At 39.8% G+C, this 17,692-nt stretch carries 19 protein-coding genes, 1 pseudogene and 1 riboswitch; of the genes and pseudogenes, 4 read left to right on the top strand and 16 right to left on the bottom strand.

Annotation, left to right across the window (positions count from 1 at the left end; translation table 11 throughout):
* Positions 1 to 49: 49 nt before the first annotated feature.
* A complete protein-coding gene (locus DOT_RS31100; protein WP_009621345.1) occupies positions 50 to 268 on the bottom strand; it encodes a hypothetical protein in 219 nt (72 codons plus the stop codon).
* A 198-nt stretch (positions 269 to 466) separates the two neighbouring features.
* Here DOT_RS31100 and DOT_RS17080 point away from each other — a divergent pair, with 198 nt between their 5' ends.
* A complete protein-coding gene (locus DOT_RS17080) occupies positions 467 to 1,084 on the top strand; it encodes a DJ-1/PfpI family protein (protein WP_009621343.1) in 618 nt (205 codons plus the stop codon).
* A gap of 117 nt (positions 1,085 to 1,201) precedes the next feature.
* Here DOT_RS17080 and DOT_RS17075 read toward each other — a convergent pair whose 3' ends face one another.
* The 12 genes and pseudogenes from DOT_RS17075 to DOT_RS17025 all read right to left on the bottom strand — a co-directional run bounded on the left by DOT_RS17075 (position 1,202) and on the right by DOT_RS17025 (position 13,600).
* Entirely contained in the window at positions 1,202 to 2,668 is a 1,467-nt protein-coding gene (locus DOT_RS17075) for a PLP-dependent aminotransferase family protein (protein WP_009621341.1), read from the bottom strand.
* A 285-nt stretch (positions 2,669 to 2,953) separates the two neighbouring features.
* Positions 2,954 to 3,364: a protein kinase gene (locus tag DOT_RS31925; RefSeq protein WP_242833858.1), complete on the bottom strand. Its 411-nt coding sequence runs from the start codon at positions 3,362 to 3,364 to the stop codon at positions 2,954 to 2,956.
* Between the two features lie 577 nt (positions 3,365 to 3,941).
* Complete coding sequence (locus tag DOT_RS17065) at positions 3,942 to 4,865, bottom strand: cation diffusion facilitator family transporter (RefSeq protein ID WP_009621334.1); 924 nt, start codon at positions 4,863 to 4,865, stop codon at positions 3,942 to 3,944.
* A gap of 550 nt (positions 4,866 to 5,415) precedes the next feature.
* A riboswitch (NiCo riboswitch) is annotated at positions 5,416 to 5,509 on the bottom strand.
* A 180-nt stretch (positions 5,510 to 5,689) separates the two neighbouring features.
* Positions 5,690 to 6,889: a 4Fe-4S binding protein gene (locus tag DOT_RS17060; RefSeq protein WP_009621329.1), complete on the bottom strand. Its 1,200-nt coding sequence runs from the start codon at positions 6,887 to 6,889 to the stop codon at positions 5,690 to 5,692.
* 173 nt (positions 6,890 to 7,062) lie between these two features.
* Positions 7,063 to 7,299 carry a cobalt abc transporter ATPase cbio domain protein gene (locus tag DOT_RS17055; protein WP_009621326.1) on the bottom strand — a complete coding sequence of 79 codons (237 nt, stop codon included), beginning with the start codon at positions 7,297 to 7,299 and terminating at the stop codon, positions 7,063 to 7,065.
* A gap of 71 nt (positions 7,300 to 7,370) precedes the next feature.
* Complete coding sequence (locus DOT_RS17050; RefSeq protein ID WP_009621324.1) at positions 7,371 to 7,571, bottom strand: hypothetical protein; 201 nt, start codon at positions 7,569 to 7,571, stop codon at positions 7,371 to 7,373.
* A gap of 190 nt (positions 7,572 to 7,761) precedes the next feature.
* Complete coding sequence (locus tag DOT_RS17045) at positions 7,762 to 8,007, bottom strand: hypothetical protein (RefSeq protein ID WP_009621320.1); 246 nt, start codon at positions 8,005 to 8,007, stop codon at positions 7,762 to 7,764.
* Between the two features lie 151 nt (positions 8,008 to 8,158).
* Entirely contained in the window at positions 8,159 to 9,937 is a 1,779-nt protein-coding gene (locus DOT_RS17040) for a B12-binding domain-containing radical SAM protein (protein ID WP_009621312.1), read from the bottom strand.
* A gap of 308 nt (positions 9,938 to 10,245) precedes the next feature.
* A pseudogene (locus DOT_RS28815) lies at positions 10,246 to 10,543 on the bottom strand (N-6 DNA methylase); the annotation flags it as partial.
* Between the two features lie 255 nt (positions 10,544 to 10,798).
* Positions 10,799 to 11,671: a radical SAM protein gene (locus DOT_RS17035; protein ID WP_040412597.1), complete on the bottom strand. Its 873-nt coding sequence runs from the start codon at positions 11,669 to 11,671 to the stop codon at positions 10,799 to 10,801.
* A gap of 282 nt (positions 11,672 to 11,953) precedes the next feature.
* Positions 11,954 to 12,943 (bottom strand): hypothetical protein, encoded by a 990-nt coding sequence (locus DOT_RS17030; protein WP_009621305.1) that lies wholly within the window; start codon positions 12,941 to 12,943, stop codon positions 11,954 to 11,956.
* Between the two features lie 366 nt (positions 12,944 to 13,309).
* A complete protein-coding gene (locus tag DOT_RS17025) occupies positions 13,310 to 13,600 on the bottom strand; it encodes a hypothetical protein (RefSeq protein ID WP_050809900.1) in 291 nt (96 codons plus the stop codon).
* 182 nt (positions 13,601 to 13,782) lie between these two features.
* Between DOT_RS17025 and DOT_RS17020 the strand changes: the two genes are divergently transcribed.
* On the top strand, positions 13,783 to 14,034 hold the full coding sequence (locus DOT_RS17020; RefSeq protein WP_139024237.1) for a hypothetical protein: 252 nt from the start codon (positions 13,783 to 13,785) through the stop codon (positions 14,032 to 14,034).
* A gap of 560 nt (positions 14,035 to 14,594) precedes the next feature.
* Here the strand turns inward: DOT_RS17020 and DOT_RS17015 are convergent.
* Together DOT_RS17015 and DOT_RS17010 are read right to left on the bottom strand one after the other, a co-directional pair.
* Positions 14,595 to 15,392: an EFR1 family ferrodoxin gene (locus tag DOT_RS17015; protein ID WP_009621299.1), complete on the bottom strand. Its 798-nt coding sequence runs from the start codon at positions 15,390 to 15,392 to the stop codon at positions 14,595 to 14,597.
* A 52-nt stretch (positions 15,393 to 15,444) separates the two neighbouring features.
* Positions 15,445 to 16,035 carry a TetR/AcrR family transcriptional regulator gene (locus DOT_RS17010; protein ID WP_040412586.1) on the bottom strand — a complete coding sequence of 197 codons (591 nt, stop codon included), beginning with the start codon at positions 16,033 to 16,035 and terminating at the stop codon, positions 15,445 to 15,447.
* A 440-nt stretch (positions 16,036 to 16,475) separates the two neighbouring features.
* Here DOT_RS17010 and DOT_RS17005 point away from each other — a divergent pair, with 440 nt between their 5' ends.
* Positions 16,476 to 16,898 carry a sigma factor-like helix-turn-helix DNA-binding protein gene (locus tag DOT_RS17005; protein ID WP_009621295.1) on the top strand — a complete coding sequence of 141 codons (423 nt, stop codon included), beginning with the start codon at positions 16,476 to 16,478 and terminating at the stop codon, positions 16,896 to 16,898.
* Here DOT_RS17005 and DOT_RS31435 read toward each other — a convergent pair.
* On the bottom strand, positions 16,881 to 17,357 hold the full coding sequence (locus DOT_RS31435; RefSeq protein ID WP_207637053.1) for a hypothetical protein: 477 nt from the start codon (positions 17,355 to 17,357) through the stop codon (positions 16,881 to 16,883). The two genes, DOT_RS17005 and DOT_RS31435, sit on opposite strands and share 18 nt — an antisense overlap.
* Before the next feature lie 143 nt (positions 17,358 to 17,500).
* Between DOT_RS31435 and DOT_RS31095 the strand changes: the two genes are divergently transcribed.
* Positions 17,501 to 17,662, top strand: coding sequence for a hypothetical protein (locus DOT_RS31095; protein ID WP_009621291.1), 162 nt, complete (start codon positions 17,501 to 17,503; stop codon positions 17,660 to 17,662).
* Positions 17,663 to 17,692: the final 30 nt, after the last annotated feature.

The following is a 17,692-nucleotide window of genomic DNA, read 5'->3' as shown; positions in this document are numbered from 1 at the left end:
CCTCAAATGGGGAGCTCCCCATTTCAGGCACGCTAAAGCCTCTCACTGGCTAGAGGACGGCATGAACATTGTCCAAATATCCTGGTTCCCGGTCCAACTGTTTCGTCAAAGGCTTGCCAAAATTCGAAAAGTAATGCCACTTCGGAATTCCCCCCTGCCCTGTCATTGCTCGATGTTCACCTTTGTGATGTGAATCGTCTTCAATAAATGGCTGAGCTAGAGGAGTATCACCCTTCATGAATATTACCAGTGATTTAGCACGGGACATAATCCGCCGCCTAATTTGCCTTCCGCTTTTTTTGAAGTGAAGGCATTGGCGAAACCCATTTGGAAGCGTATTTTGAAAACTGGCTCTATTGAAAGATTAAAATCTGGTCCTTTTTAATAACCAGATTTTATGTTGTAATGGATATGGATGTATCTCGTGCACGGGATTAAAAAACGATTGTCAGGAGGCTACAATTTAATGAGGTTGCTAACTAAAAGGGTAGGTATCTTCTTATTTGATGGTGTGGAAGTGATGGATTTCGCTGGACCATATGAGGTATTTACGGCTACGAATCTTATGGCACCACGCCAGTATTTTGATGTTTTTACAGTTAATGAGCAAAGGAGGGATGTTCGTACTTCCAATGGATTAATCGTAAAGGCGGATTACGATTTTTCCAACTGCCCCCCGGCAGATGTGCTAGTGATACCTGGAGGAGATGTTCGTCCTGAGCTTATTTCCAATGGTACGGTCTTGAAATGGATTGAAAGTCAAAATCAAAATACTGAAATCACTTTTTCCGTATGTAATGGGGCGATGTTACTTGCCAAGGCGGGTTTGCTCAAAGGCTTATCGGCAACTACCCATCATTATTTTTATGACAAACTATCTGAAATCGATTCAACGATTAATGTTGTTCAGAAGATACGTTATGTTGATACTGGAAAGATTGTCACTTCTGCGGGAATCTCTGCTGGTATCGATGCAGCGTTACACATTGTGCTAAGGATATTTGGTGAGGAAGCCGTTTCACACGCGATTGATATTATGGAGTATGAGAGTACTGCTTATAAAAATAATGGAAGTATTAAATAGTTAATTTCAAATATAAGTAAGATAAATCCCCTCTATGTAGGGTACGGAATAAATGCTTCCCATTCTATACAGAGGGGATTTTATGCTAAAAATGTATTGAATATTACTTACTTCCAATCAATCAAGCCATGCCTTTCGTAAAAGGCGGACGGCTACGGGAATATCACCGAGTTCGATCCCTCCAAAACCTAAAAGGATGCTAGTATGTGGACTGCTCTCTGACTCCACCCAGAGTTTACCTGTCGGATGTATTTTTACGCCAGCTTTATAGGCTCGTGATACTAACTCTTCCGTTGTCATCGGCCATTTTATTTGTAGTAGAAGATGAAGGCCTGCATTTTTGCCGGATATAGAAAGGGTATCACCAAACTCCTGGTTCAAGGCTTGGAGGAGGGTATCATGTTTTTTCTTAAAGTATTTAGTGATTTTTCGTAGATGGCTCTCCCAATTGCCTTGCTGGATGAATAGTTCAAGAGGTTTTTGAATGAGAAAGGGTACGGGAGAGGGGGAATTTTCGGTTAGTCTATGACTTTCTCGTGCCAATTTTTCAGGAAGCACCATATATGCTACACGAATGGCTGGAGATAGTATTTTAGAAAAACTGCTGATGTAAATGACTCTTTCAGGTGCCAAAGCTTGCAGGGGTTGAATGGGCTTTACATCATATCGAAGATGAGAGCTATAATCATCTTCAATAATATATGCGTCTTGTTCATTGGCCCATTCAATGAGACGGAGGCGTCTTGTAATGGACATAATAGACCCCGTTGGGAATTGATGTGAGGGGGTGACATATACGGCTTTCGTGTTGGAAGTGCTCAAGGCTTTTACTTTCAGACCATGGTGATCTAATGGAATAGGCTGTACCCGAAAGCCTTGATTGGTAAAGGTGAAATAGGCTCCGCTAAACCCTGGATCTTCTATGGCAATCGTGGAAGTCGACGTTTTAAGAAGTTGACCTGCAAGCATCAGGCAATGTTGAGTTCCTGGGGCAATCATGAGCTGATCAATGCTACATTGGATATTTCGATACTCCCGAAGATATTTTAACATTTCTCTTCGAAGTCCACGTTCACCCATAAATTCTCCATAATTAACCATTTGTTCTTTGTAGCTACGAAGACATTCATTGGTTACTCGTTGCCACTGAAGAAATGGGAATAATTTTGGACTCAGCCTTCCATAGGTAAAATCATAATGGATAGTTTCAGGCTCTGTCTCTTGTCTCATAGGCTCATAGGAATTTTGATTTGGAGTAGCTTGTAGTCCGGTGATATCCAGATCTTCTACATAAAAACCGCTCCGCGCTCTACAAACAAGAAAGCCCTCAGAATGCAATTGGTCGTAGGCCATTCCCACTGTATTTCGACTAATGCATAAATCTTGCGATAGCTTGCGACTGGAGGGCATTTTTGTCCCAGGGTGTAGTTTGCCGCATAATACCTTAGAACGAATCTGTTGATAGAGCTGGGCATATAAGGGAATAGGGCTTTTGTTATTCAAAATATACACAAGAAAGTATCCTCCTGTTGAAATGATACTATACTGGATTCGTTGTCTATGCAACTTATCTAAAGTCCCCATTTTCCTGCCCCTCCTGGACAACGCTAATTAAAATATTTTTAAACTGAGGACCGTGTGGCTGTTGCTTTGGTGATAATGAGTGGTCATGATGCTGACTAGTAAATAAGTGGAATAATTATTGATTATCTTCATATATCTTCCCAAAAATCAATAATATTTGGGATATTTTTTGGGGAGGGTTAATCGATGATTGGTTCAGGTCTTCCATCGAGCTTTTCAGTTTGAGGCTCTTCTCCCTAGCCGATTCTGTCTTAAATCATATAGGATTTCTTCAAAATGCACCTTTTAACACAACCTTTTTTTATAAGCTTCTACCGTCTCGCAAAAATCATGTTCAAATTCAAAAATACTTGTATACCTTTGATCGACACCCATCAGCCTTTTTAAAAGTAACAGTTCCTTTGGCTGCAACAACAATTCGTCATACCAAGGGCGCTTCTTGAAGCCTTTGAGTTCAAAAGAAGAGTAATACAGGTGCAGAAGGAAGTCTCCCAAAAATGCGAAATCCATATCTACCCTGTATTTCTCGTTATTAATCCTACGAGCAAGCCCAAAATCAACAAGGTTAACCTTTTGACCATCATACAATGTATTTGGCACACTAATGTCTCTATGGACTATGCTCTTTGAATGCAAGTACTTTAAAATTTCGACAAGTTGGCGTCCAACTTTATAGATCTCTGCTCTTTCAAACACGTGTTTGTCAAGATAAATTATGTCCTCGAACGTTTTACCTTCCTTGAATTCAAGTACATAGCCATAGAAGTGTCCTTACGTTCAATCTTTTTAATAAACCGAGGAACGCTCTTATGCTGTAAGCTCCTTAGAATTTCTTCCTCAAACCGAACCTTTACTCCAGCTCTCTTCAGCATTCCCCTTTTTAGTTGCTTGAGAATATACGAATTCTGATCCTGAGAAACCTGATAGCAGATACCAAATCGGCCTTCCCCTATCGTTTTCTCGATGGTATAGTCAGCTATTTGCTCAGACGGCTTATATAATTTGTCCCGTCTAAATAGGCTTAAGACCATGAACTCTTACGGAGATGATGTCTTGATGAATATCTTTCGTGGCGATTTGAACTGGAATGCGAATGCCTTTTCGAACCTGTCAAGGCCTCAAATATTTTACCTAGTATTCCTCCCGAGCCATGCGGCCGTTTATAATGCCCGCCGCCATGATTCGGATCTGGGTAATGTCCTCTATTTTTTGATCTTGAAAATGAGCTCATAGTCAATCCTCCTAATAATCGTTATTTAGTGTCTTTACGTTGTTAAATCATGATGCACTTCTCCATGCTGGTATCAGCACTTCTAACTGCCTCAATTGGATATGTGCTGACCACAATATCACACCTCGGTATTTTCATTGAAATCGTTTTCCTGATTTCGTGAACCAAGGTATGAACCGTTCTTTGGCTTTGATTTGGGTCAATACCGACATTTACAGTGACATACCGAACTGCCCCTGAGGGTCTAATCCTGATTTCATTAATCTGAAGAACACCTGATATTTTGCTAATTTCCATTTCGATGATTTCCTTCATACCTTCAGGTGCCGTATCCAACAAAACATCAATGGCCTCTTTACCAAGCTTGAAGCTCACCTTAATAACCAGCAGCGCAACGCCCAAAGCCGCTATGGGGTCTGCGTACTTCAAAACAGGTATGTTGAAGTAATCACCCATCCATACAAAGACTACCCCCCCAACAACAACCGATGAGCTCCAAATATCACTACTGAAATGCAGAGCATCTGCTTCCAAGGCCTGGCTTCCATGTTCCTTAGCAGCTTGCTTTAAAACTCTCGCTCTTGAAGCATCAACAATGATTGAAATCAGCATTGTTAATACGCCCCATTGAATCTCAACCAATTCCACACCTTTGCCGAAAAAAAGCTTTTGCACTGTCTCATGAATGATCCAGCCACAGGTTATAAAAAGTAAAACTGTTTCGATCAACGCAGAAAGGCTTTCGATCTTGCCATGTCCGTAGTGATGCTCATCATCTGCTGGTTTGTCGGATAACCTTACAGCGAAAAAGGTTATAACTGCGGCTCCTAAATCCAACGCTGAATGCAGTGCCTCGGATAAAATGCCTAGGCTGCCTGTAAAAATACCCACTACAATTTTCATTGATGTGAGGAAAATTGCTGCAAAAACGGAACTCAACGCAGCTTTTTGTTTGTCAATAGCCATGACTTCCCCCACTCCCACTAATATTTAAGCACAACAAAAAACACCCTAAGATTTTAGTTACGCAATGAAGTGTCTGACTTTAGACACCCATTACTGGTAACAAATCAGAGTGATTCATACTGTGCTTGTATTTACTCCCATGGAAGTAAATACTGAGGAAAGGAAATAAGTGAAGAATAGACACTTTAGAAAAGTACATAAATCGCATATTGAATAAAACTAAGCGAATAGTTGCTAAAACAACACTATTAAATAGTATTTGTGGCAACCTGTATAATTTGTTAACAAATGACTTTAATTTCTTGAGTAATTTTCTCAGATTCGCGGCTAGTTTATTATTATTTATAATATACTTAAACGACTTTCATAATTATGGTGCTCAGAACTCTCAACTAAACTATGAGGCAAATACACAGACATCAATGAAAATAGTAAGAGGAATATTATGCAAAACAATTTCCTTTTATGTATGATGCTAAAACGAAATGAATTCACGAATACCACCTCCGATTTAACCAAAATACCTGTGGGACTATAATTTTACAAGAATTATAGTCCCACAGGTATTTTATCCTGCTGCCGGCTCTTGCGCTAGCCCAGCCCACACACTTCAAGAAGTGTATCACCTGCTCTATTTGAAAATATTTAAATGCATCCATTTTGTTACTATACATTAAAACATTTTGTTTGTCAACGATTCTTAATATCCGAACAACCTTACAATAACTTGTACCAGCGATGTCTGAATCCCGTTAATCTCAACTGAAATTTAGCGGTAAGCAAAAAGAGAAGCTTTGCCGTTAATTAATATTATTGTTTGGTCTCTAAATTGATAATTTCGAATTCCAATGCGCAGATTTTTTTTTTATAAATTTATCCTTAGGAACTTCTTCTGTTTTACCCGATGCAAAGGTAATGGATTTTGTCGGGCAGGCATTGATGCATGTGCCGCAGGCAAAGCAGTCAGGAATAACCTGATCCTGTTTTAATATTGCCGTCATAGCCTGAGAAGGACAAGCCTTTGCGCATTCCTCGCAGGCAACACAAGAACTGTAATTTACTTTGATTTTAAATCGACTGAATTTCTCAACAATCCAACCAACCAAACCGAAAGGACAAAAGAAATGACACCAGGGTCTGTAGATGAAAAGGCTGGCAATGAGCATAATCAGGATGAAACTTATACCTGTATAGGTGAGTTTCGCCGGATTGAATGTGTTAAAGGGATTGATAACTTCAATGATGCTTGTACCCCACAAAAAAGCAACCAGTACAAAAACAACGAAAAACAAGATCCTTACGGTATTCGACAATGCAAAAGACACTTTATACTGGGGAAAAACTCCTTTCCTATCCTTTGAGTCTCTGTTTAGCCTGAGAATAAAGTCTTGTAGCGCTCCGAAGGGACAGGCCCAACCGCAAAAAATCTTATTGGCTAGGAATCCGAAAAATAGAAAAATGATTAGCGCTATAAACCTGGGAGGAAAAAAGATTCCATTAACGGCATACCCCGTTACCATATCGGTAATGGTGGACATAGAATTGGGATCGGAACCAAACATAACTCCAAATAAAAGAAATGAACCCAGCAGTAAGTATTTTCTTGCCTTTGTTGTGACTTTACCTTTCCTTATGAGTCGGAAGATGAGTACCAAGAAAGCAATCCAAGAGATAAACTTTGCAAAGATTAGCTTGAAATTTTTAGAGGCTTCTTCTGCTTCAAAATTTAGGGTCTTAGTTATCATGGCCTTGGTGGATTCCTCGCTAAGGTTCATTTCAATAATGGTTTTGGTTAAATCTTTATCGTCCCTTATGAGCAGTGCTTCTTTTAAAGAGGACACCTTAATTCCATTGTTTTCGGCAATTTCAGCGATAGTCATGGTAGCATTGATAGATAACGGTTTATTCGTTTCTTTCGACATTTCACTGTTTCTAAGTAAATCTGTAGTCAATAAGGAAAGTAAAACGGTCAAAGCCACAACGCTGATAAATGAGGCAATAATTCCAAACTTTGATTTTTCCATACCTATCCTCCCGATCTTCTGATACTGATTTTAGTATAATGAAGAAACATGGCAAAAGTGTGACGAAAGAAGATGATCGGTGAATTTCTAAGCACTACCCGGATAGGTATTTCTAGGCACTATGCCCCCCCATCTTAGATAAACTTAATGACACAGGTAAAAGCTATTGGTGTTTATGTTGCTTCGCTAACAAATTCAGCATTAACAAGTATTTCTGAAGTAGGCCCGTCCGCAGCGGTTTCACCATTTTTGATGACAATGGTTCTCTCACATAATTCATATACCCTATCCAATCGTGGCTGGTAATTATTTTGGTGTTCAAAACGGCCGAGCAGTTCCATCAGTCTCCGCCGGGATTTGGGATCAAGGGCAGAAGTTGGCTCATCCATGACCAGAATATCCGGCTGCATAGAAAGGACCGCCGTCTGAAATCCCCCAGGGATCCCCCAGATTCATCTGTGGGGAGTGTCAATTCGAATACTTACTCATGCCAGTATTGGTCCAGTGCCTCACCGCGCCTACCAATAACCCGAGGAATTAAAGGCAACGGCTTATATGAGTTTATTTCCTCCACTTCCACCTTAAGCTCCCATTCATCACCAAAATTAAAGAGGTAAAAAGGTTTTACCTGGGTATAATCCCAATTCCTCAATCGCAACTTTGTCAGCGCGAGTCCCTTCATCGCTAATCCCCTTAACAATATAAACTGTCAAACGGTTGCAAACACAGTGAGACTGAAGAATGGCGGTTTTGAAAATAGTTGGCAAACCCTGAAATTTGTGCGCGAAGGAAAAGCTATAGACGATACAGAGGTGTCCTTGTTAATCGTCCAAGGGCACCTTTTATCACCTATTATATAATTATATCTTACTTTAATGGGAAACATCGGCAGCTGCTGATATACTTACAATAGCACTAGCGGCAGATATGCCTATAATAGCACTAGCGGCAGCTGCTGATATACCGATAATAGCACTAGCGGCAGCTACTGGTAGTAATCCCACCTGACCATGACAATGCATATAGCCTGGAAGTTTATCCGCCAGGACTTCCCCTTTTTCAACCATTGCAGCATACTCTTGCTTGCTTACTTCGCGGCCCAGTGGTATTTCACTCATTATTATTATCCTCCCTCAACTCGTTATTTACTAGGTAAAATTGGTTAGTTTGTCCTTTTCTAGTATCAATATATGATGCCTGTCTTGGATTTGCTCCTTTTTCCAATAAGCATTCTAAAATATTACCAGTCCATCCTTTGAAGGAATATATTTAATATTTCGTAAAGATACAAAGCTTCTCTGCATCAAATAGCTCAAATAGTTCCAGTACCATTTTTTTAACATCTTCACGCTCTTCTTGTGAAAAATACTTTTGCTGAACCCTACTGATAATAGCTTCAATTGTCAGTCTGCCATAACAGTGCTCATAGATAAAACCGGAAATTTTGTTCAACTCTATTTGCCTATACTGGAGATCCAGTATAAATTGCCCGTTATGACTCGTTCCAATAAAAATAGTGCGCACGGGTTTATATTTTTCAATCTCGCCAGAGGGTATAAGGGGCCAATGCATATAATCACCTTTTAATAACTTGGTAAAATAACTATGGTAATTTGGCAAACCTTCACTTACATTGTGCCAGGTAGTTCTAATTCCCAAACGATAGAACGCTTGGTAATGGCGAAGTAACAATGCATATGGCACACTGGGGAGTAAATAGAACATTTTTGCTCCAATAGTCTCTATAAGCATTTGTCTAGCGTGCATAATTTCCCATTTAGAAATCTCATTGGTTTCTAAGAAACAATAATCGTCTCCGGGTCCTGTCTCGCAATCGGGGTCAAGCATTTTTAAGCCAAACGCTTCCGGATGATCGTTCATCGGTGTACCGGGATAGGGTGTATAAATCGTCGTAGTTAATTCCAGCCTGCCTTTGCCAATCTCTAGAAGCTCTTCCGCAAATTTTCTACTGTTTTTTACCGTTTCCCAATTCTCATGTGCACCGCCGACAATAAAGTTACCGACAATTGATAAAACATCGGCTTCCGCACAGATGCGGACTGTTTCACGTATCTCTTCTAGACGCAGGTTTTTATTATAAGCATCCAAAATGTGTTGGTTTCCAGTTTCAATTCCGATTTGAATCCGGATTAAACCTGCCTCAACCATAACTGGAACAATCTCGGGATATTTTGTTATGAAATTCGCTCTGCCTTCACAAAACCACCTAACATTATAATATTTCTGCCGAAGTTGCTTCATTCCATGACAAAATTCCAAGACACGTTCCGGATTTACCGTGAAGGTATCGTCAAGAATAGTTAAATAAACAGGGTGTCTTATTTTCAAAAGTTCTTCAACTTCCTCCATGACATTCGAAATTGACCTGGTGCGATAAGCTGATTCCCGTTTTCCTTCAAAGCAAAAAGCACAATGATAGGGACAGCCCCGACTGGTAATAAGACTTTCCGAACCATTCGGTTCTTTTCTATCAAAGTTAAGACTATGGTCAGGTAAGGGCAGCTGATCAAGGTTTTGCATAGGAGGCCGCTCTGAATTTCGCTTAATCTGATTATTTTCTCGATAAGTGATGCCTGGGATCAATTTCAGATCTCCTTTACCCTTAAAAAACCAGTTTAGGAGTTCCGTAAATGTTAGTTCCCCTTCGCCTCGGACGACCATATCACATTTGCTTTCTTGCAAAATTCGTTCGTCCCAGGGGATAGCAGAGCCTTGCGGTCCCCCGATTACACACAATATATGCTCATCAATACTTTTCAAATCATTGATGACACTCATTGTGGCATTAACATTTTCGTGGTCAACGTAGAACCCTATAACCTTTAGTTCGCAATTTTGAACAATTTCCATAAGAACACCAAAGGTTAAATTTGGGCTGTCTTGTATCCGAACTTTGTAACCATTCTTTGCTGCATACGTGCCAACATAGAGAAGGCCCATTTGCTCAATATTCATAGTAGCATCGCCATGGCGATTACAGAGAAATCTCACCAATAGGACATCAAGCTTATTATTTTGGTCATTCATTCAAGTTTCCTCCTTAGATTCAACAATTGTGAACGATCTTGTAAGGTGATAATCATTCATTAATGCAATCTACCAAAGTAGATTAAAAAAGCTTGGCCGATTCTGTTACCATTTTATGGAAATGTCCTTTTAAGGGTTACAAAAAAGAGGCGCTTTGCCCCTCTCAATGGTAGATGGTAGATACTATATAACAAAGACCGGCTGCTAAGCCGATCCTTGCTCTTGACTTTTAGTGATAATAAAAATTTCTTTCACTAAAACGGATTATCAATGAAAACGAGTCAAGAAACAATATCCTTGACCCTTCCAATAAATGCATAATCCGCCTTAGTTTTCGGAGCGAGTTTACCATAGTCTCGAAAACGCGGATCTTTTATTTCGTTTCGCTATTGTCCCAATGAGCAGAATAAGGAGGATTGGCGACCACGGCATCAAGCGAGCACGGGTGGTCAATTCCTTTGGCCTCCGGTCCGTCGGGCCAATCCCCCTTTCAAGTGTGTCAGTATTTGACAAAGTCATGTTGTTAAATGAAACTCCATGCATCATCAGGTTCATACGAGCTAGGTTGTAGGTTGTCGTATTCTTTTCCTGACCAAAGAATTTAATCGCCCCTGGCTTACTGTGTTACCTCAGCAGCAGGTTCTTGTTGTGTCTGAGCCAGTTGGACTTGAAATTCCGGTTTATCAGCTTTAGTAAGAAAATAGAAGGCTCTGGTAAAGCTGCCACCATCCGGTGACCCCACACCACACAAACCCGAAACCTGTCTGCTGGCAAAACTTTATCAAGGCGTCTTCTTGAACTTAGCAAGGCGCAACCGGCGTGGTGATTATCTCTCAACAGATGGATATGAATACCACGTGATTACAAATAACGGGGATCAGCCCGCGTAAAACTGTCTTCTGAAACATTAAGCAACCGGTCGAGTTCAGCAAGCATGGTGGGTTTATCTGCCGGCAACTCACCGTTGATCCAGGCAAAGTTGGAAATATGGTCACTCATAAGCCGACCAGGTCCCCGTAAGTTCTCGACAAGGAGACGAGTCTCCCTGATTGCGGCATGCGGATTCAGCAGCCGGAACTTACCCTTCTGGTATTCTTCATACAAAGGCGTTCCTTCTACCGGATTATATGTGCGTAAACGTGTAAAATCCGGGGCGATGGCGTTTAGTACCCGAGCGCTTTCCACAGCATGTGCCTGGGAACGCTCATGTCCGCCAATCCCAATTAAAATGTATTCACTCAATTCTATACCCGCTTCTTTCACTTTTCGCCCATTCTCAATCATCTCTGCCGCCGTAAAACCCTTCTGAATATTCGCCAGCACGATATCGTCTCCACTTTCCAGACCGGAGTGAATCCTAGTCAAGCCAGACGCCCGCAACCGTTGCAATTCCGCCAAAGTTTTCAGTTTCAGGAACTTAGCGGAGCCATACATTGTCATACGGGAAAGACGGGGAAACAACTGTCCGGCATATTCCAGAATTTCCGCCAATTGCTCAGTTTTCATAACTATCGTATTGCCATCCGGGAAAAAGATGCTCTCTACATCATTTCCGTACAGATCTTGGGCCCTTTTCAAGTCCTCTTTGATATCTGCTACAGGACGAATCTTGAATTTCTTAGCCCTATACATTCCGCAGAAAGTGCAGCGGTTATGCGGACAACCAATCGTCACCTGGATAAGCAAACTGTCGGCCTCGCTGGGCGGTCGGTAAACAATACCTTCATAACGCATAGCAAACACCCTTTCCAAAAGAATCTCTTTTGTGAAACAATCATCAGCTTGTCTACGAACATCAATCATGAATTTCCACATCTTTCCTATATTTCCTCCCATGATGTTGGATAAAATCCAAAAAAAGCAGAAACCCGGTGCCCTATCTCACCAGGTTTCTTCTTATAGCCAGCGATATATTCCTAACACCCACACTACACTGTATGTGCCTGCCCAGGGATATGTGACAAGCGCCTGTGCAATTTCTGCACTAACCACTTTTTCATCGGCCTCATCAATTAATTAATCAATAAGGTCATTTTGAAATCTTGAAAGATGCTCGTACGGAAGAATAAGTCTTCCACGGTAGAGGCCGCAACCATCGTTAATAAGGGAATTATTCACTGCCGAAAACATATTCACATCCAATTTTGATAATTCAAGCTGCTGCAACATGATACCTCTTTCATAAGCATCATCAAAATAAGTACTTCCTCCTTTTGGAATTGCATCTCGTTTAACTCTTTCACTTTCCTGTCGCTTTTCGTAACCTAAATGATTGGCAGGACCAATTTCAGCAAAATCGTCCATTTCTTTTGTCCGAAGTTGTACTTCCACATAACAACGGGCAATGTTATCATAAAATGTTATATGCAGCGAACGATAGCCGCTAGACTCTGGATTTGCAACGTAATCTCTATAGTATGGGCTTACGCTCTCTCTTAACAAGGGCGATTTTTTCTGACCCGTAAATGAAGCCAGTTCTGCGGTAAATCCCCGTTCCTCAAGAAAATCAAGCAATTTGTTGGCAACATCATATAGATATTTATTTTCTTCATCCGCACAAATCTCACCTTCTTTCAAATGACATTTGGGAAGAGAAATCACGATTCTATATGCAATCAGGTCCCGAAAACAGCTTAAATAGTTTTTCAGTTCAGGAAGAGACGGATAATCACCATGTTTAATATAATACTCGTAAATATATTCTACGATATATCCGTTAAATTTTGCTTCCGCGCGTATCAGAGATTTAATTCGGCCCTTAAAAGTAAAGGCAAGAAAAGGATATTCATTTGCCATAAGTTTATAGAATTCCCGAATCCGCTGAGACTGGGAAGTCAGGAATTCATTGTGCTGCAAGAGTTCTGCAATTTGAAGCAGAAAATTACAGTGCAAAAGATCAATCTGATTATGAGTATCTTTCGCCGACTGTTTCAAATCCTCAGCATATCTCTGTAATATCTTAAGAACGGTATCGCCTGAGTATAAATAATCATTTAATTTTTTCACAGATGTACTTCCCTTCCTGTATGGTTTTCACCAAAACGATATCAATCCGATTTTCATAGAATCAATAGTTTGAATTATTAAAGCAATATTTCCTATTATAAACGAGTGAGTAAATGAATGAGAAGGGATCGAATACATTTATGATGAATCAGCGCGAAGATTCCAGCTTAATTTCCGTCAATACGGGCAATATCGCAAAACCTTGTCGCCCACTTCCGCAACCACCTCTCGGAAGGCTTCCGCTGCCTGAAATTGAAATATTAAAATATAATGGGGATTGAATAAAATCAATTCCCCATTTAGAAAATGGCATAGCCATATCACTTTTCTTTTTCTTTTTTTCGAGTTTCTTAAATCCTAGATGAATTAAACCAATACCAGACCAATGATTGCAGGTACAAAGATGGATTTTCCTGCTTCTCCACCAAATGCTACACTCCAAACCATTTTTGCCACTGCCATGAAGACAACTACTGATAATCCAAACCATAAACTACGCTTCCAAAATGCTATTCCCAAAGCAGTAAATGAAATGGGTATAAGAAGTATCATCAGAATTTTGGCAAAGTTCCAATTACCGCTTAACCATTCCTTTTCCATTTCCAGGAACTGTCTTACTTGCTCACTTACAGTGTCAGGCCCTGGAAACCAAAACATACTGGTTAAAAGGCAGAAAAACTAAAGCTCTCCAAAGCCAGTTTTGATCTAGCAAACCAATTGTTTACCCGGCGAGATTATATTAAAGCAATCGAAGCCTACAAGGAAGTAGATCCTACAGATGATGAAGCAAAGCTACTATTATAACCCTGGATTCAAACAGAAATGATGTACTAAAGGTTATGGGAAAACCTGATTACGAAATGAGCTCTAATGGAGATAGTTGGCTTATGGTTTACGATGGGACTTCCACAGTATACCTTCATCTTGGACGTGAGGGAAACGTCATTGGATGGACCAATTATGAAAATAAACTAAAAGTTACAATGGGCAAGAAAGTGGACTCAGCACCGCCGGAACCCTTGGTTCAACTAAAGAAGACGTTATTAAAGCATGTGGAACACCCCTTTATAATGATCCTTATTTTAACCTAACGGAGACCTATGAGGGACCTTCTTGGGATTATGCAAATAATTTTTATATCAACTTTGATCGCGACTATAAAGTAATTGTTGGCTAAATAATGGCAACTTAAAAATAAGCTTAGGGAAAGTTGATCCCAACGCTCATGAAATAACGATTGGCTCTTCCTTTGATGACGTAGTGAATACTTTAGGAACCCCGTTTGTAGTTCATCAAACAAGATATTTACCGACAACATTAATCAAAATAAGTTACCATGACTTTAATTATCAGTTTACTAACGACAACAAAGTTAGTTCTATTGGAGGTAATTATCCAAAATAAGGGGATTCAGTACAGTGCAAAAATCATTTCCATTTTAGAACCCTTACAAAATTGGTCACCAGTGACCAATTTAAACTGCCCTCATCCGTCAGAGAATTTTGGTTATCTGATGCGACTGCGGCCAATCCTTCCCTCCAATACCTTGTCCAGGATTTTAGTAATGTCGCAAGTGGAGTAGATTAGTGCTTCGACCCAAATCGTCAATATGCGGGAAGTACCAGGCCCCTATGGGCCTGTTGCTTCATCCTTAACTTTCCCCGGAGCTTTCAGTTAAAAGCTCCTTTGCTTTAACGGCACGATATTTTTTAAACTCTTTTCCCGGAATGAATACAGCATTAACCGGACAAAAGCTGAGACACCGCATACATACTTCACATGAATTATGCCATACGGGATACTCTTTCATTTCAATGTTATTTACAGGACAAAGTTTTGAGCAAAGGCCGCATCTAAGGCATTTTTCCTTATCTACGGTTATTCTTCGTCCATCAGCTAGGTTTATCCGTTTCATCATAAGGTCGTTGCAGCAGATATGATACAAGCCTTTTGAAAGAAATGGAATACGGTTCCAAGAGGCTTTGTCATCAATAAGTTCTTCCGCATATTTTCTGGCTTTTTCAAGACCGTCATTGATTTTTTTTCTATTCTTTTCATCATCTATCTTTTTCGGAAACCAATTGTTAGGCATTACAATCTCACGGGCACCTATACAAGTATACCCTTTTGATATCAGAACTTTCTTTAAAGGCCCCACAATAGCACCGGAGAAGGCCATCATCGTATCTATCATGAAAACAGAAGTTCCTTTTGCCTGCGGCAGATTGTTAATAAAATTCCATATAAAGGGAAATGCGGACTGAAAAGCTACCGGAAATGCGAAACCGAGTGTTTTTCCTGTATCAATTTTCTTGGGATCTGTATGTTCAATTTTATGGCTATGAACATGTATCTCTTTTTCTGAAAAAATTTTTATCATTTCGTTAACTATGAGTAAAGTATTGCCGGTTCCGGAATAGTAAAAAAAGTTAATATCTGATCCTAACATCATTACTCTCCTATCGTATTAGTGATTTTGCATATCTGCCATCTTATTTCCATCATGCTTCAGTCTTTATCATGGTCCAAAGATTGTCCGCAATTTTTAACCCATTATTTATTAGGGATGATTCCGTTCCTGTGATAGCAGAAACAAACATAAGTCCTTCTACAAGTACAGAGATATGAAGGGCAAAAGAACTAGAATCAATATCTTTATTTACCTCTCCCTTCAGTTGTGCTTCTTTGAATTTCTCTTCAATTAACGGAATATTACTGAAAATATAGTCTGCCACCTTTGTTTTAAACTCCGGAAATTTCTTAATAGAGTCGATCAAAACAAGATAAGTATCAGAATTGATATTATCGTAATATTTACTGTAAGAAAAATAATCCGAGTAATCAAAGAGGTCTTTTATCAATTCTGCAATATTTTTTGAAGTTGAAATCTTTTCGTCAATCCAATTTTTGATTTCTTCAATTATTACCTGCATTGCACCGGCGAAAATTTCATCTTTATTCAAAAAATGATGATATAAAGCACCTTTGGTAATATTACAAGCATTTGTTATATCATTGATACTTGTGTTATCATAACCGCGCTCTACAAACATGATGACTGCCTGATGCAATAACTGTTCCTTTGTATTCAAATGTCTTCGCTCCTTTCTTTCACACATACTGAACGGTAGGTATGTCAATTAACAGTATACCAATCGTTAAGTATGTTATCAAGTTGCTATGGTTCACACATAGATTAGAATACATTTTGCAATTTAGGTATTATTATATAATTCCGCCCTTTTTTAAGGACACGGCGGTATCTTAGGAGGTATCACCGTGTCCTTTTTTGACTTTATATTATCGTATGTCTTTGTCAATGGTAAGCGATTAAAAAAAGCTTTACTGCTGCCCAAGCGTACTATGGTCTATTAGATGAAATACAAAAGTACCCAACAAGAAATAGGATTCACCATGCCCGATTGAGGTTTTCTCAGTCGGGCATTTTTACGTTTATAGAGCCTCACTGCCGTTCTCCACCGCTGTCCTTTCGATTTCATCAAACCCAAAAATCGAAAGGATGGTAAAAACCATGAAAACAATTAATCTGAAAGATTATTACCCTCACTACACACAAGACATCTTTGCGGAAGTACCTGACGAGCTATTAACTATCTTTGAGGAATCTGCAAGAGCTGAAGCAGCATATGAGAGAAAGAAATACCGCTACAAAGCTCATTACTCTCTTGACCGTGGCGATGGAATTGAGCATGACATCTTATTTATTTCTCTTTCACCCGATGAGATTTACGAACGTAAGCTCACAAGTCAACAGCTCCACGCTGCTATTGCTTCTCTGCCAGACAAGCAGGCAAAGCGGATCTATGCTCATTACTTTATGGGTAAGAGCAAGACCGCTATTGCCAAGGCAGAGGGTGTTAGTGAAAAGGCTGTCCGTATTGGTATAGAGCGAGGTTTACATACCATAGAAAAATACTTAAAAAGTTTTTTCTAGATCATGTTCCGTTTCAATGCTCAAAATGTCAGGGCATATAGAGGGAGGCGCAAAATCCTCCCCCATGCACCTTGACAACTTCATACACAATATTTTGAGTACAAAACTTATGTGGCTGAAAAGCAAAGCGACATAATGGGCATCGCCATGATGATTGCTGTAATGTTCTTGCAGAACAAGGAAACAAAACAATTGATATAGAGACTTTACAAGCAGGAGCACTACGGCAGTCGGAGCGACAAATGCTGCCATTAGACCAATCGGTGGCACGGTTGGTGCGATAACACACATAAGGGATAATGAAACTTTCTCACGACCTCCCACAGACTTGAGGGGGAGTTCCTGCTGTATGCGTGGCTTTGGAATAAGCACAACACGGTATTGTGGGGCTATGATGTCATACCAATGACAGCTCAAAATATCCCCTTTGTCGGGGTGCGTGGCAAATACGGCAAACAAGTGAATTTAATCGCACCGCATTTTTATTCAGTGTAAGTTTGCGGTGCGATTAGTTTTGCTACTTTTAATAAGATGACAAACTTTTCATAAATAATAAATTTGCTTATATTTTATGTAAGCAATGCACTTGGAGGTGATTGCTAATGGAAAATATCAAGAATATACCCAACAATGCTCCTAAAGATCCTGCACCCAATAAAACATTTGAGAAAACAAAAGCATATCAAGATTTCATAAATGTACTTTCTCAGATTATTGAAAAACATGGTGCAGAGGTCTTAGGCGAAATAAATCGTGCTAATTGAAAAACGCACTTGTGTATTGATGTTTTCCAA

Source organism: Desulfosporosinus sp. OT (assembly GCF_000224515.1).
GTDB lineage: Bacteria > Bacillota > Desulfitobacteriia > Desulfitobacteriales > Desulfitobacteriaceae > Desulfosporosinus.
The sequence above is the reverse complement of the archived record's forward strand: the minus strand, read 5'-3'. Positions and strand labels throughout refer to the sequence as shown.